Raw genomic sequence first — 15,305 nt, forward strand, 5'->3', positions numbered from 1 at the left:
TATGAAACCAAATTTAATCACCAAAATAACCCTATGCGGTCTTTTACTAAATGGTATTTATGCTAATGCACAGCAAACGACTCTCGAAGTAAACACCAGCAAAACAATAACCAAAATTCAGCCAACGATGTATGGAATCTTTTTTGAAGACATCAACTTTGCTGCTGATGGCGGTTTGTATGCCGAAATGATTAAAAACCGTTCCTTTGAATTTGATGATCCTTTAATGGGCTGGAATCAGCCAAAAAGTGACAAACATAATTTTAATACCGAATCTGGAATTGCTGTTCCTGTTCAATTTTCAAAAAAAGGGAACAATCATAATTATTGCCGAGTTACGGTAAAAGATGCTAAAGGCTATGAAATCATCAATGAAGGTTTCAGAGGAATGGGAATTAAAAGTGGAGCAAAATACAATTTGACTCTAAAAGCATCCAAAGAAGCTGGAAATATTTCGAAGATCATTATTCAGTTCATTGGAAAAGACAATAAAGTTTTAGCAGAAACAAGCATTGTTCCAACTGCTTCAGGTTGGAATGAATATACCGCGCAGCTTACTCCAACAGCCACAGAAGCAAAAGCAAAATTGCGTTTTACTTTTGAAGGGACAGGAACTATCGATTTGGATATGATTTCATTATTCCCAGGAGACACTTGGAACAATAGAAAAAATGGCCTTCGTAAAGATTTAGTACAATTACTATACGATATGAAACCTGGCTTTTTACGTTTCCCGGGTGGATGTATTGTTGAGGGAAGAACTCTGGCACAACGTTACCAATGGAAAAAAACAGTTGGTGAAGTTGATAATAGAGAAAGCTTAGTTAACCGCTGGAATACAGAGTTTGCACACAAACCAACACCTGATTATTTTCAGTCTTTTGGTCTAGGATTTTTTGAATATTTTCAATTATCTGAAGATATCGGAGCTAGTCCATTACCCATTTTAAGTTGTGGAATGGCTTGTCAATTCAATACAGGCGAGATCGTCCCTATGGCTCAATTGGATCCTTACGTGCAAGATGCGATTGACTTAATTGAATTTGCCAACGGAAGCATAGATACGCCGTGGGGGAAAGTTCGTTCGGATATGGGACACCCAAAAGCATTTAATTTGAAATTCATTGGAGTTGGGAACGAACAATGGGGAACAGATTATATCGAGCGCTATAAAGTGTTTGAAAAAGCAATCAAAGCAAAACACCCAGAAATTACAATTGTTTCGGGAAGCGGACCATTTCCAGAAGGAGATTATTTTGAGTATGCACAATCGGAACTTAAAAAATTGAATGCCGAAATCATAGATGAACATTATTATAAAGAGCCAAAATGGTTTAGAGAAAACGCAACACGTTACGATAATTACGATCGTAAAGGGCCTAAAATTTTCGCAGGAGAATATGCAGCACAAACGGTAGCCATTGCTAGTCCTGACAACAAAAACAGTTGGGAATGTGCTTTTTCTGAAGCCGCTTTTATGACCGGAATGGAACGTAATGCCGAAGTAGTTCATCTTACCTCCTATGCACCTTTATTTGCTCACGAAGAAGGTTGGCAATGGACACCGGATATGATTTGGTTTAATAATTTAGAATCCTTTGGTACACCAAATTATTATGTGCAAAAGTTGTTTGCCAACAATAAAGGAACAGATTTATTATCAATCACCAAAGATGGAAAAGCGCTTATTGGTCAAAACGATTTGTTCGCATCGGCGGTGAAAGATGCTAGTACCAAAGAAGTTATTGTGAAAGTGGTCAACACTTCTGCGAAAGCGCAAGACATTACAATTGATTTAAAAGGAAGCAAATTTCAACCAAAAGGAACAGTTATTACACTGAAGAGCCCAAAACTGGAAGACGAAAATTCATTTGCTTCGCCTAAAAAAATAAGTCCAGCAGAAAGCGAATATATCTTGAAAAGTGAGAAAGCATCATTGAACCTTCCTGCCTATTCTGTGACTGTTTTGAAGTTGAAAATGAAATAAAAATATCGAAATAAATGTTATTTAAACATTTATTTTATTCGTTATTATACAAACCTCTGTATTACTGAGGTTTGAAGAGTATTACAATGCAAAATATATTAAGTGTTTTTTATACACTTATTAAATAATTATCTATATATTTGTACATATTAAAAAAGATTTGTGATGAAAAATTATGTAATAGGATTAGATTATGGCTCAGATTCTGTTCGTGCAGTATTAATAGACACTGAAAATGGACAGGAATTAGCATCGAGCGTTTGTGACTACAAGCGATGGGCGACTAAAGAATATTGTAATGCCTCAATAAATCAGTTTCGTCAACATCCTTTGGATCACATCGAAGGATTGGAAACGACCATAAAATATGTAGTGGAAAACAGCAAAGTAGATCCTTCCCTTATTCGAAGCATCTGCATTGACACTACAGGATCTTCTCCGGTGCCGGTTGCCGAAGATGGAACTCCATTGGCGTTAACCAAAGGTTTTGAGCATAATCCCAATGCCATGATGGTCTTATGGAAAGATCATACTGCTATAAATGAAGCAAATGAAATCAATGAATTGGCTGCCAACTGGGGAGGAGAAAATTTCACCAAATACGTAGGTGGCATTTATTCATCCGAATGGTTTTGGGCGAAAATATTACATGTTGCCCGACAAGACGAAGCCGTAAAAAAAGCCGCTCACACTTGGATGGAACACTGCGACTTAATGACGTATTTGCTAATTGACAATAAAGATTTAAAAACATTCAAAAGAAGCCGTTGCGCCGCGGGTCACAAAGCGATGTGGCACGAAGACTGGAACGGCTTACCGCCAGAGGAATTTTTAGAAAAATTAGATCCGTATTTGGCATCGCTTCGAGGAAGATTGTACGATGAAACTTATACTTCCGATTTGGTAGCGGGTTATTTAAACCAAGAATGGGCTGCCAGATTGGGACTTTCAACTGACACAGTAATCGCAGTAGGAACTTTCGATGCCCATTCAGGTGCTGTGGGAGCCAAAATCGACGAACACACTTTGGTTCGCGTTATGGGAACCTCAACTTGTGATATTATTGTTGATACTAAAGAATCTATCGGAACAAAAACGGTTCGTGGAATCTGCGGACAAGTAGACGGATCAGTAATTCCCGGTTTTATTGGGCTTGAAGCGGGACAATCTGCTTTTGGAGATTTATTAGCTTGGTACAAAGAATTATTATTATGGCCAACGGACCATTTACTAGCCACTTCTACCCTTTTGACTGATGAACAAAAAGAACAATTGAAAGCAGAAATCAGCGACAATTTAATCACACAATTAACCGTCGAAGCTGAAAAAATACCATTATCCGAAAGTGTTCCAGTAGCATTAGATTGGATTAACGGTCGACGAACTCCAGATGCAAATCAAGAGCTAAAAAGCGCCATTGCAAATCTATCTTTAGGAACAAAAGCGCCACATGTGTTCAAATCATTGGTGAATGCCATTTGTTTTGGATCTAAAAAAATCGTAGATCGTTTTGAGGAAGAAGGCGTTCGTATTGACACCGTAATTGGTATAGGTGGTGTGGCTCGTAAATCACCATTCATCATGCAAACATTAGCCAATGTATTGAACAAACCTATCAAAGTAGCTTTATCAGATCAGGCACCAGCATTGGGAGCCGCTATTTATGCAGCCGTTGCCGCCGGAATTTATCCAAACGTAATTGAAGCAGCTCAAAAAATGGGAAGCCCTTTTGAAAGTGAATATGCTCCGCAACTCGACAAAGTGGCCGCATATAACAAATTACTTTTGGCATACGATCAATTAAGCGCTTTTGCCGATCCATCCATTAAAAAACAACAACATGAGCTCTATATATAAAGACTTAAAACAAGAATGCTACGAAGCGAATATGCAATTGAATGCACTGAATTTGGTAGTTTACACTTTTGGAAACGTCAGTGCTGTAGATCGCAAAAATGGCGTTTTTGCTATCAAACCAAGTGGTGTTCCTTATGAAGATTTGAAACCGGAAGATATGGTGATTCTTGATTTTGACAACAACATCATCGAAGGAACGATGCGACCGTCTTCGGACACCAAAACACATGCTTATTTATACAAACATTGGCCAAACATTGGCGGTGTAGCACATACTCATGCCACTTATTCGGTGGCTTGGGCACAATCACAAAGAGACATTCCGATTTTTGGAACCACCCATGCCGACCACTTAACCTCAGATATCCCCTGTGCTGCCCCAATGAATGACAGCTTAATCGAAGGAAACTACGAGCATAATACGGGTATCCAAATTTTGGATTGTTTCAAAGAAAAAAACCTTTCGTACGAAGAAGTAGAAATGGTATTGATAGGGAATCATGGCCCTTTCGCCTGGGGGGCAACCGCAGCCAAAGCAGTTTACAATTCTAAAGTTCTAGAAGTTGTAGCCGAAATGGCGTATCTGACTTTGCAAATAAATCCTAATGCTCCGAGATTGAAAGATTCTTTAATCAAAAAGCATTACGAACGCAAGCACGGGAAGGATTCGTATTACGGACAGTAATTTTAGTTTAAGGTTTCTTTAGTTTAAAGTTGTTTAAACTAAAACGAAACTTTAAACAATTTTAAACTTTAAACAATTTTAAAAAAATAGTATAATGATAGATATATCTCAAAAAGAAATTTGGTTTGTAGTAGGAAGCCAAGAATTATACGGTGAAGAAACACTAAGAAAAGTAGCCGAGCATTCGCAAATAATAGCAAAAGGATTGAATGTGTCTTCAAAATTACCAGTGAAATTGGTATACAAAGATGTAGTAAAATCTCCAGCGCAAATCATGAATGTATGTTTGGAAGCGAATTCCAACAAAAACTGTATTGGAATCGTGGCTTGGATGCACACGTTCTCGCCAGCCAAAATGTGGATTGGCGGTTTAAGCATTTTGAACAAACCATTATGTCATTTGCATACACAATTCAATGCCGAAATTCCTTGGGCTTCAATCGACATGGATTTCATGAACTTGAACCAATCAGCTCATGGCGACAGAGAATTTGGTTTTATCATGTCTAGAATGCGTAAAAAACGCAAAGTAATTGTTGGACATTGGGAAGACGAACGCGTTCAGACAAAAATTGGAAACTGGACAAGAGTAGCGCTAGGTTGGAATGAATTGCAAAATCTAAAAGTAGCCCGTATTGGTGATAATATGCGTGAAGTAGCCGTTACCGAAGGAGACAAAGTAGAAGCACAAATTCGCTTTGGAGTTGCTGTAAATGGTTTTGATTCCTCGGATGTCACCAAACATATCGAAAAAGTAACTGATAAACAATTAGCTGATTTATTGGCAGTTTATGAAGCTTCTTATAATTTGACTCCATCCTTGAAAGAAGGCGGAGCACAAAGACAATCATTGGCGGATGCTGCAAAAATCGAATTGGGACTAAGAGCATTCCTTGAAGAAGGAGGTTTTGGAGCTTTTACCGATACTTTTGAAAACTTAGGTGCTTGGAAACAACTTCCTGGAATTGCAACCCAACGTTTAATGGCCGATGGTTATGGTTTTGGTGGCGAAGGGGATTGGAAAACCGCTGCAATGGTTAGAGCATTGAAAGTAATGAATGTGGGACTTGAAGGAGGAACATCGTTTATGGAAGATTATACGTATCACTTTACTCCTCAAAAATCGTATGTTTTGGGATCGCACATGCTTGAAATTTGTCCATCTATCGCTGATGGAAAACCAAATTGCGAAGTGCATCCATTAGGAATTGGAGGCAAAGAAGATCCAGCGCGTTTGGTGTTTAATTCACCTGCCGGAGAAGCCATCAACGTATCTTTGGTAGATATGGGAACCCGTTTCAGATTAATTGTAAACGAAGTAACAGCAGTAAAACCAATGGCTGAATTGCCAAAACTTCCAGTGGCGCGAGTATTGTGGGATTGCAAACCAAACCTTGATATTGCAGCTACGGCATGGATTCTTGCCGGTGGTGCGCATCATACGGTTTACAGCCAAGCGGTAACTACTGAATTTATGGAAGATTTTGCCGATATTGCAGGAATTGAATTATTGGTAATCGATGCCAATACCACTATCCGTAATTTCAAAGATACGATCAATGCGAATGAAGCGTATTTCCATTTGTTTCAGCACGGTTTGTAATACCTAAAAAATGTGTAAGTTAGCACTGTTTGCGTGAGTGATGGCAGTGGAGCTCTTTTTTTGATCCCGTTTTTTCGGGATCAAAAAAAAGCGGGAACGTACAGCACGACCCGAAGTCTTTACGAAGGGACACGCCCATAATAAGAAAATTTTTGTTTATAGAATTAAGTCTTAAAAAATCTAATATATGAATCTAGTAAAACGTTGTATTTATGGAATTTCCATTTTAAGTTTAGCAAGTATGAATGTGCAGTGCAAAGGAGAAAAAAAAGAAGATGCAGCGGAAACTGCTCTCGAAGCTAAAGCTACTGATTCTGTATCTATAGCGAAAACGGTTTATGGTAAAACCGACAAAGGGGTGCAAATAGACCGCTACACACTGAAAAACCAGAAAGGAATGGAAGTAAACATCATTACTTATGGTGGTATAATTTCTTCGCTAAAAGTACCCAACAAAGCGGGTATATCCGAAGAAGTGGTGATTGGTTTTAATTCATTGGAACAATACATGAAAGCCAATCCGTATTTTGGGGCTCTTATCGGAAGATATGGAAACCGAATTGCGAAAGGTAAATTTACTTTGGATGGAAAAGAATATTCGCTGGCCATCAACAACGAGCCAAATGCTTTGCATGGCGGACCGGAAGGTTTTCACAGAGTGGTTTGGACTGCAGAAGAAGCCAAAGGCGGAGACTCAGCTTCTCTAAAATTGAAGTATGTAGCCAAAGACATGGAAGAAGGTTATCCAGGAAACTTGACGGTTTTTGTGACCTACACTTTGAACCAAGACAATGCTTTGGACGTTTTGTATGAAGCAACTACAGATAAGAAAACGGTGGTAAACTTAACGCAGCATTCGTATTTCAACCTGTCGTCTGATTTTTCTAAACCTATTTTGGATCATGAAATCACGATTGATGCTGACAAATTGGTCCCTGTAGATGCAACCCTTATTCCAACAGGTCAATTGACGGATGTAACCAATACTCCATTCGATTTTAGAAAACCTAAATTGGTTGGAAAAGAAATCGAAGCCAATGACGATCAGTTGAAAAAAGGATTGGGTTACGACCACTGCTGGGTGCTGAACAACCAAGGCAAAGGAGATCGTTTAGTAGCTTCAGCTTACCACGCAGGAAGCGGTAGACTCTTGGAAGTATATACCGATCAACCGGGAATTCAGTTTTATTCTGGGAACTTCCTTGATGGAACTTTACCGATGCGTAACGGTGGAACATACGCGCATAGAACTGGTTTTTGCTTGGAAACACAACATTATCCAGATTCTCCCAATCAAAAAGATTTTCCTACGACTGTGTTAAGTCCAGGAGAAAATTATAAAACAAAAACAACTTTTAAATTTTCGGTTAAGTAATTTAAAAAACTAGATTTTGGCTAATTGATTAGTTATTTATTTAAAGTCAAGTCTAGAAACTAACGTTTGTTGGTTTTAAGTTCCTCGGGAGGTTTATCTTCCCGAGGTTTTTTTTGTTTATAAATATTAAAACACATTATAATTTGTAATAATTTTGTCAATTTAATCAATTCTTTCTTATATTTGAGAGATAACTATTAAAAAAACTATTTACAAATGAAAAACTCAATCAAGCTATTATTTCTGTTATTAATATCTTCAATATTTGGAATCGCAAATGCTCAGGTTCAGATGAATTTTAAATTTGACACGCCTTATGGTAAAAATACCGCTGTTGGAAAATTTGCTGAAATCAATGGAGCTAAAATATATTATGAAGAATATGGAAAAGGGGAACCATTATTATTGATTCACGGAAATGGAGGAAGTATTGAAATAATGGGAAATCAGATTGATTATTTTAAAAGCAAATATAGAGTTATTGTTGCCGATAATAGAGGGCAAGGCAAATCGGAGTTCAAAACGGATTCTTTGACATACGTTCAGATTACAAAAGATACAGAGGAATTAGTTAATATGTTAAAACTAGATTCGATAAGTATTATTGGATGGAGTGATGGTGGAATTGTTGGTTTGCAAATGGGTATTTCAGGTAAGTCAAAAATAAAGAAAATTGTAACGATGGGGGCAAATTTAAGACCTGATTCTACAGCTGTTAATTCGTGGGCAATAAAAGATGCTCAGAACATGAAAAAAATAGTTGCGTCAAAAATTAAAGAGAAGGACACTAGTGAGAATTGGAATCTACTAAAACAACTTGCCGGACTTTTGGTAAATCAACCTAATATTGCAACTAAAGATTTGTCAAAAATCAAAGCAAAAGTGCTGATAATGGCTGGAGATAAAGATATTATTAAAAATGAACATTCAGTAGAAATTTTTGAAAACATACCTAAGGCACAGTTATGTATTATGCCTGGAGAAACCCATTTTGCACCGGCTTCAAGTCCGGAAGTATTTAATGCATTAGCCAATAAGTTTTTATCAGAACCGTTTAAAAGACCAGATTCAGATTTGTCTAAAGGGGGTAAATAAAATTGAATCAAAAGAATTGGATCATTTTAGCCATGAATTTCAAGTTTATTTAATTCGTGGCTAAAAAAACAAAAAAAATGACTTTCAAACACATATTCAAAGCAGTAGCAAAGTGGACTTCAAATCAAGAAGATTCCACAAAGCGATTTTACAGCAAAAGTCACCAGATTCTAATTGAAGGAAAACCGGTTTTACATGTTTCGGCTGCGAAAGCTTTCAAAGGGGATCCGGAATTGTACAATCCGGAGGATTTGCTTTTAAGCAGTTTGGTTTCCTGCCACATGATGTCCTATTTGTATGTCTGTTCTCAAAACGAAATAGAAGTTTTGGAGTATTCAGACAATGCTGAAGCAACACTGGAGGTTTCTCCTGACGGAAGCGGGCGTTTTATTGAGGTTCTATTAAATCCAAAAGTAACAATTGCGAATCCTGATAAAATTCAAATGGCTTTGGATTTACATCACGAAGCAAATCAATTATGTTTTATAGCCAATTCTTGCAATTTTCCTGTTTTGCATAATGCGAGCTGTGAAGTAAAATAAATAAGCCATATAAGTTTACTAACATGAACTTATATGGCCTATATGATTTTAAAAAAACTACATCTTCACCACAAAACCACCATCAGATTTCATTGCTATTTTGATTTTTTTGTTCTTGGATACAGGAAACTGCTGAAAACCTTTTTCATTTTCTAAAATAACATAACCGGATTCGTTAGTGACAAATGACAAATCAAGTTCTATTTCTTTGGCTTTATTTTCTCCATTGATTCCAACAATGTGCCAAATGTTGTCTTTTTTTCTGGCCATAACAATATACTTTCCTGGATAACCGTCTATGAATTTGGAATCATCCCAATTGGTCGGAATATCTTTTAAATAATCGATCACGTATTTTGGCATTTTGGCCATACCCATAGGTGTTTCGGCAATGTGCTGGATCCCCGACAGAAATAAAACGGGCAAAGCCAACTCAAAAGCGGGTGTTGTTTTGCGCTTAATATTTGGGATAGAATCCAATACCATGGGCGTAAAATCCATTGGATCAAAAACGTTTCTGGCAAAAGGGAGCATTGTGCAATGGCTTGGCTGCAAATCGGCAGTTTCTTGAGTAAAAGTAATATACTCTTCGCCTTTAATTGCTTCGGTAGTCAGTAAATTGGGATAGGTACGTTGCCAGCCTCTTGGCAAAGTCGCACCGTGGAAATTGATGAGCAATTGATGTGCTGCAGCATCTTTGAGCATCGCGTGGTAATACGCAATCATAGATTGTCCGTCTCCACCAAAAAAATCGACTTTGATTCCTGCAATTCCCATTTCCTTTAGTTTTGAAAATTCTTTGTCACGATCGGCATGGGTTAGTAATTTCCCTTTTGGATGGTATTCTGTGCTATTCCAAGATCCAGACGAATTATACCAAACCAATAATTTTACTTTTTTTGCTGCGGCGTGAGCTACCAATTCCTTCATTTTGGCATCTCCTATTCTGGTGTCCCAATCCGCATCAATCAAGCAATACGGCCAATTCATACTGGAGGCATAATCGATAAACTGCAAGGTAGTTTCAAAATTAACGGATTCATCTTTTAGCAAAACCCAACTCCAAGAAGACAATCCGCTTTTGATAAAAGAAGTATCCATAGGAATCGCAGGATCGGCCAAATCGGTTCCAAGTGTACTTTCGGTTATCGTTTTCAAAGAACCGATCGTTATGATTCGCCAAGGCGTGTACCAAGGCAATTGTGACTCTGGATTAAGAGCACCGTTTGGAAAAATCTCTTCCTTTTGCGGAAACGTAACTTGCAGTGCTTTTGAAGCATCATTATACACCAATCGACTGCCACAGTAGTTGTCCTGCAATCCCGTTTCGGTAATCAAAACCCAAGCCTCATTGGCATTGAACAAAGCCGGATACACCCACCCTTCTCCAATCGCTGGCTTGGTATTTACGGGAACGCCCATTTTATAATGCTCTTCGTAGGACGGATTGGTTTCTTTCCAACCTGTTTTGGCTTTAGACATGGGTTGTAGCCACGCTTTAGCAGACGCGTCAAAATTATAGGTGGTTTTCTCTTCCGTAATTTTCTTGATATCCATGGAACTTTTAGGAAAATGATACCGCAAAGCAATTCCATCATGGGAAAGCTGAAAAATAATTTCCAAGGCTTCTCCAATTTTGTTTTGCAAGCTCACTGTATATTCGTAGGCAGCATAATGGATGTTTTTTCGTTTCCCTTGAAACATCGAATAATTGGAAGTTACGGCTTTGACTTCAGAGACGTTTACAATCTTCATATCAGTATAAAAATTGGCATCCTCCCGAATAATTCCAAGATCAGAAGTATTGATAACCAATTTATTTTTATAGAAAACTTTATAAGAAGGTGTTTTCTTCGAGCTCAGGTTAAATTCAACTTTTATCGTTTTATCCGCATTGAAAAAGGAATAATTGGCAGGGGTTTCAGCAAATGAAAAAAGTAAAAAAACCAATAAAAGAATACTGTATATTTTCTTCATGATAATAAGTGTTTATTTTACATTTACAAGTTTACGACATTTAAATGATAAATTATAATACTTTTAAAAAAGAAACACTATCAATTGTACATAATTACAACACTCCGTAACCTTACTAAAATATATTCCTCATTCTTATAGATTGCTTAAAAACAATGTAACTATAATCCATAAAAAAAGGAAAGCAGTCAAAAAACTACTTCCCTTTTACACTTAACCAACTTAAAATCTTACCAGAAAATAGAATATAAAGCCACTAATAATCCAATTATAATCATCGACCCAACAGCAAAACCATTGGAAACCTTAAACATTTTGGTATCTATTTCAAGACCTTTTACTTTGAGTCCACGTTTATGGTCAATCCAACTGATAACCACCATCAACGCCACGCAAATTACAAACACAAAACCCATTCGGTCCAAAAACGGAATTTCATAGGCCATTGTTTTATCTTTTTGTTCCACCAAAGTAGCAAATCCATATTGACTTAGGAATTCTAAATTCATAAGCTGTGGCAAGAATTTAAAGAGCACCGACAATACAAAACCTCCTATCGTAGCAAACAAAGCTGCATTCGAACTCGTTTTTTTCCAGAAAAAACCAAGAATAAACATTGCAAAAATTCCTGGACTAACAAATCCAGTATATTCTTGAATAAATTCAAAACCACCTTTTTTGTCAATCCCCAAAAATGGAGCAATAATTACTGCCACAAGCATAGCTGCAAGAACCGTTATTTTACCAACTCGAACCAATTGTTTTTCTGTTGCATTGGGTCTAATTTTTTTCTTGAAAATATCCAGTGTGAAAATTGTAGAAATACTATTTACTTTCCCTGCCAAGGAAGCTACAACAGCAGCAGTTAAAGCAGCAAAAGACAATCCTTTTAATCCTACCGGCAATAAATTCAATAACACAGGATATGATTTATCTGGATTTAAAATTCCATCAGTACCCAACATTTCGGTTTGTAATCCACCTTTCATGTGAATAACATAAGCGGCAATACCTGGCAATACCACAATAATTGGCATTAACAGTTTTAAGAAAGCGGCAAACAGAATACCACTTCTTGCTGTTTTTAAATCAGCACCCAAAGCCCTTTGTGTAATGTATTGGTTGCATCCCCAATAATTTAAATTTACAATCCACATCCCACCAAATAATACAGTAAGTCCTGGTAAACTTGGAAAACTAGGATTGTCTCTATTCAAAATCATTTTAAAGTGATCACCCGATTGGTCAAACATATAATTGAAACCTTGTACCATTCCGTGTTGTCCATTCAATTCGGCTACTTTATCCAATGCCAAATAAGTGGTTACCAATCCTCCAAAAATCAAGAAAACTACTTGAATAACATCCGTATATCCGATAACTTTCATTCCGCCAAGTGCAATTACAATGGCAAAAAACGCTAAACCATACATGCACAAATCCAATTGAATTCCTGAAATTCCATTGATAGCCAAAGCACCTAAATAAAGAATTGAAGTTAAATTAACAATCACATACAACAGCAACCAAAAGACAGCCATAATCATAGCTACATCACCATTATATCGTTCGCTCAAAAATTGAGGCATGGTATAAATTTTGTTTTTTAAGTAAACAGGAATAAAGAAAACGGCAACAATAATAAGGGTTAAAGCAGCCATCCACTCGTAAGTGGCAATTGCCAGACCCATTTTGAATCCATTTCCGGACATCGCGATAAATTGCTCCGAAGAAATATTAGAAGCAATTAAAGATGTTCCGATCGCCCACCAGGTTAGTGAACCTTCGGCCAGAAAATAATCGTGTGAAGCCGAAACGGATTTTGTTTGCTTGCGTTTGTAAACATAATAGCCATATCCTGCTACTATAAAGAAATACACTAGAAAAACTAGGTAATCGTAAACTTGTAATGTGTTCATTGGTTAAAATTTATTAATTAATTGCAATTGTATATTCTAAATAAAAATCATTTTAAAGTAAATCTAACTAACTTCGGATCTTTTGTTCCCATTTCCAGGCACTGTCCATGGCATCTTCTAGGGTCGAAACCGTTTTCCATCCTAAAACTGTATTGGCTTTATCAGTATTGGCATATGCCTCGGTTACATCGCCTTCTCTTCTATCAACAATTTTGTATGCTAATTTTTGACCACTTACTTTTTCAAATGCCGTAATCACTTCCAATACAGAACTTCCAGTTCCGGTTCCTAAGTTGAAAATTTCAAGTGGTTCAGCATTTTTTTTGTTTAACAATCGTTGCAAAGCAATAACGTGGGCTTTCGCCAAATCGACTACGTGAATATAATCGCGAACACAAGTACCATCAACGGTTGGGTAATCATTTCCATAAACCGATAATTCGGCACGCAAACCCATTCCTGCTTGAGTAATAAACGGAACTAAATTTTGGGGTACTCCAATAGGCAATTCTCCAATTTCACCAGAAGGATGCGCACCGATTGGGTTGAAATAGCGAAGCAAAATAGCGTTGATACCGCTTACCTTTACGACATCAGAAATGATTTCTTCCCCTATTTGTTTGGTATTCCCATAAGGAGATAAGGCGGGTTGAATAGGAGTTGTTTCGGCAATTGGCATTACTTCGGCTTGACCGTAAACCGTACAAGAAGAACTGAAGATAAAGTGAGCTGCTGCCTTTTTTTCTAATTCCTGCAAAATGTAAACCAATACGCCTAAGTTGTTTTCATAATATAACAACGGATTTTTCACACTTTCTCCAACTGCTTTGGATGCTGCAAAATGGATCACTCCCGCAACATCAATATGTTCCATAAAAAAACTTTCTACAGCTAATTTTTCTCTTAAATCGATTGCGGAAAAAATCGGTCTTTTACCAGTAATTCGTTCAATACCATCCAAAACTTCAATTGAAGAATTGGAAAGATTATCAATCACGACTACTTCGAAACCTTGATTTTGCAATTCGACAACGGTGTGTGACCCAATGAAACCTAAACCGCCTGTTACTACTATCTTACTCATATTATTTGCTTTTATAATGAACTTCAGGTTGTGCTTTCAATACAGCAGCACTTTTCTCTGGAGTTATATCTCTTTGTGCTTCTCCCATCATTTCGTAACCAACCATAAATTTCTTTACCGAAGCCGAACGCAACAACGGTGGATAAAAATGCATGTGAAATTGCCATTCTGGATGATCTTCTCCATCTGTTGGTGCTTGATGAATACCTGAAGAATACGGAAAAGAGATCTCGAAAAGATTATCGTATTTTATCGTTAATACTTTTAAAATAGATGCATAAGCAGAAACTTCTTCAGAAGTGAACTCGGTGATTTTTGTGATATGGCGTTTGCTGATAATCATCGTTTCAAATGGCCAAATTGCCCAAAAAGGAACCAAAGCCACGAAATGTTCATTCTCAATTACAATACGTTCTTGAAGTGCCAGTTCTTCTTTCAAATAATCCAACAAAAGATTGCTTTGGTTTTTATCGAAATAAGCTTTCAGACTGTTTTGTGTTTTTTCTACTTGGGTTGGCAAAGAGGATTGCGCCCATATTTGTCCGTGCGGGTGCGGATTGCTGCATCCCATAACACTTCCTTTGTTTTCAAAAATCTGAACGTGATTGATGTAGTCTACACTTCCTAAATCGGTATATTCTTTTTGCCAAGTTCTAATGATAGTCTCAATTGCTGGAAGTTCCATTTCTGGTAAAGTCAGATCGTGTCTTGGTGAGAAACAAACCACTCTGGCAATACCGCGTTCTGGTTTTGCCATGAAGAAAGTTGGTTTAATCTCCTCTTCAAACAATATTGGTTCTTGCTTTACAGCAGCAAAATCGTTCTCAAAAACAAAACTCGATTCATACTTCGGATTCGTTTCACCATTAGCACGAACATTCCCTGGACATAAATAACAGGTGTGGTCGTATTCCGGAAGTGTGTCGGTATGTATTTTTTCGTTTTGGCCTTGCCAAGGTCTTTTTGCTCTGTGTGGCGACACCAAAACCCATTCGTTTATTAATGGATTGAAACGTCTGTGCGGATCTTCGTTTATATCAAAATTTTTCATTTTATTTTTTTTATTTTTTTTACCGCAAAGCGATGCGGTACTTTTTTTTGCCACAAATTACACAAATTAGCACAAATTATTTTTTTTAGGGCTTTTGAAAAAATTTGTGTAATTTGTGTAATTTGTGGCT

At 37.2% G+C, this 15,305-nt stretch carries 11 protein-coding genes; 7 read left to right on the forward strand and 4 right to left on the reverse strand.

Annotation, left to right across the window (positions count from 1 at the left end):
- Nucleotide 1: 1 nt before the first annotated feature.
- From OYT91_RS12570 to OYT91_RS12600, 7 genes are all read left to right on the forward strand, one after another.
- Nucleotides 2-1,987, forward strand: a complete 1,986-nt coding sequence (locus tag OYT91_RS12570; protein ID WP_281238236.1) for an alpha-L-arabinofuranosidase family protein — start codon at nucleotides 2-4, stop codon at nucleotides 1,985-1,987.
- A gap of 165 nt (nucleotides 1,988-2,152) precedes the next feature.
- The gene (locus tag OYT91_RS12575; RefSeq protein ID WP_281238237.1) at nucleotides 2,153-3,844 is read left to right on the forward strand and encodes a ribulokinase; all 1,692 of its coding nucleotides are present in this window, start codon (nucleotides 2,153-2,155) and stop codon (nucleotides 3,842-3,844) included.
- Complete coding sequence (locus OYT91_RS12580) at nucleotides 3,828-4,529, forward strand: L-ribulose-5-phosphate 4-epimerase (RefSeq protein ID WP_281238238.1); 702 nt, start codon at nucleotides 3,828-3,830, stop codon at nucleotides 4,527-4,529. The genes OYT91_RS12575 and OYT91_RS12580 overlap by 17 nt, the downstream gene beginning before the upstream one ends.
- 94 nt (nucleotides 4,530-4,623) lie before the next feature.
- Nucleotides 4,624-6,132, forward strand: a complete 1,509-nt coding sequence (gene araA, locus OYT91_RS12585; RefSeq protein ID WP_281238239.1) for an L-arabinose isomerase — start codon at nucleotides 4,624-4,626, stop codon at nucleotides 6,130-6,132.
- Between the two features lie 187 nt (nucleotides 6,133-6,319).
- Nucleotides 6,320-7,507 carry an aldose epimerase family protein gene (locus OYT91_RS12590; RefSeq protein WP_281238240.1) on the forward strand — a complete coding sequence of 396 codons (1,188 nt, stop codon included), beginning with the start codon at nucleotides 6,320-6,322 and terminating at the stop codon, nucleotides 7,505-7,507.
- A 216-nt stretch (nucleotides 7,508-7,723) separates the two neighbouring features.
- Nucleotides 7,724-8,602, forward strand: coding sequence for an alpha/beta fold hydrolase (locus OYT91_RS12595; RefSeq protein WP_281238241.1), 879 nt, complete (start codon nucleotides 7,724-7,726; stop codon nucleotides 8,600-8,602).
- A gap of 77 nt (nucleotides 8,603-8,679) precedes the next feature.
- The gene (locus OYT91_RS12600) at nucleotides 8,680-9,144 is read left to right on the forward strand and encodes an OsmC family protein (RefSeq protein ID WP_281238242.1); all 465 of its coding nucleotides are present in this window, start codon (nucleotides 8,680-8,682) and stop codon (nucleotides 9,142-9,144) included.
- A gap of 57 nt (nucleotides 9,145-9,201) precedes the next feature.
- Here the strand turns inward: OYT91_RS12600 and OYT91_RS12605 are convergent, their stop codons facing one another.
- The 4 genes from OYT91_RS12605 to OYT91_RS12620 all read right to left on the reverse strand — a co-directional run bounded on the left by OYT91_RS12605 (nucleotide 9,202) and on the right by OYT91_RS12620 (nucleotide 15,175).
- Complete coding sequence (locus OYT91_RS12605; RefSeq protein ID WP_281238243.1) at nucleotides 9,202-11,121, reverse strand: glycoside hydrolase family 97 protein; 1,920 nt, start codon at nucleotides 11,119-11,121, stop codon at nucleotides 9,202-9,204.
- Between the two features lie 230 nt (nucleotides 11,122-11,351).
- Nucleotides 11,352-13,040: a sodium/sugar symporter gene (locus OYT91_RS12610; RefSeq protein WP_281238244.1), complete on the reverse strand. Its 1,689-nt coding sequence runs from the start codon at nucleotides 13,038-13,040 to the stop codon at nucleotides 11,352-11,354.
- Nucleotides 13,041-13,107: 67 nt separating this feature from the next.
- Nucleotides 13,108-14,124 (reverse strand): UDP-glucose 4-epimerase GalE, encoded by a 1,017-nt coding sequence (galE, locus tag OYT91_RS12615; RefSeq protein ID WP_281238245.1) that lies wholly within the window; start codon nucleotides 14,122-14,124, stop codon nucleotides 13,108-13,110.
- 1 nt (nucleotide 14,125) lies between these two features.
- Nucleotides 14,126-15,175: a UDP-glucose--hexose-1-phosphate uridylyltransferase gene (locus tag OYT91_RS12620; RefSeq protein ID WP_281238246.1), complete on the reverse strand. Its 1,050-nt coding sequence runs from the start codon at nucleotides 15,173-15,175 to the stop codon at nucleotides 14,126-14,128.
- Nucleotides 15,176-15,305: the final 130 nt, after the last annotated feature.

This window comes from Flavobacterium praedii (genome assembly GCF_026810365.1).
Classification (GTDB): domain Bacteria; phylum Bacteroidota; class Bacteroidia; order Flavobacteriales; family Flavobacteriaceae; genus Flavobacterium; species Flavobacterium praedii.

What these genes read in the sequence shown, in the direction of transcription:
- OYT91_RS12570 (WP_281238236.1), top strand. Translation starts at nt 2, where the DNA reads ATGAAACCAAATTTAATCACCAAAATAACCCTATGCGGTCTTTTACTA.
- OYT91_RS12575 (WP_281238237.1), top strand. Translation starts at nt 2,153, where the DNA reads ATGAAAAATTATGTAATAGGATTAGATTATGGCTCAGATTCTGTTCGT.
- OYT91_RS12580 (WP_281238238.1), top strand. Translation starts at nt 3,828, where the DNA reads ATGAGCTCTATATATAAAGACTTAAAACAAGAATGCTACGAAGCGAAT.
- araA (WP_281238239.1), top strand. Translation starts at nt 4,624, where the DNA reads ATGATAGATATATCTCAAAAAGAAATTTGGTTTGTAGTAGGAAGCCAA.
- OYT91_RS12590 (WP_281238240.1), top strand. Translation starts at nt 6,320, where the DNA reads ATGAATCTAGTAAAACGTTGTATTTATGGAATTTCCATTTTAAGTTTA.
- OYT91_RS12595 (WP_281238241.1), top strand. Translation starts at nt 7,724, where the DNA reads ATGAAAAACTCAATCAAGCTATTATTTCTGTTATTAATATCTTCAATA.
- OYT91_RS12600 (WP_281238242.1), top strand. Translation starts at nt 8,680, where the DNA reads ATGACTTTCAAACACATATTCAAAGCAGTAGCAAAGTGGACTTCAAAT.
- OYT91_RS12605 (WP_281238243.1), bottom strand. Translation starts at nt 11,121, where the DNA reads ATGAAGAAAATATACAGTATTCTTTTATTGGTTTTTTTACTTTTTTCA.
- OYT91_RS12610 (WP_281238244.1), bottom strand. Translation starts at nt 13,040, where the DNA reads ATGAACACATTACAAGTTTACGATTACCTAGTTTTTCTAGTGTATTTC.
- galE (WP_281238245.1), bottom strand. Translation starts at nt 14,124, where the DNA reads ATGAGTAAGATAGTAGTAACAGGCGGTTTAGGTTTCATTGGGTCACAC.
- OYT91_RS12620 (WP_281238246.1), bottom strand. Translation starts at nt 15,175, where the DNA reads ATGAAAAATTTTGATATAAACGAAGATCCGCACAGACGTTTCAATCCA.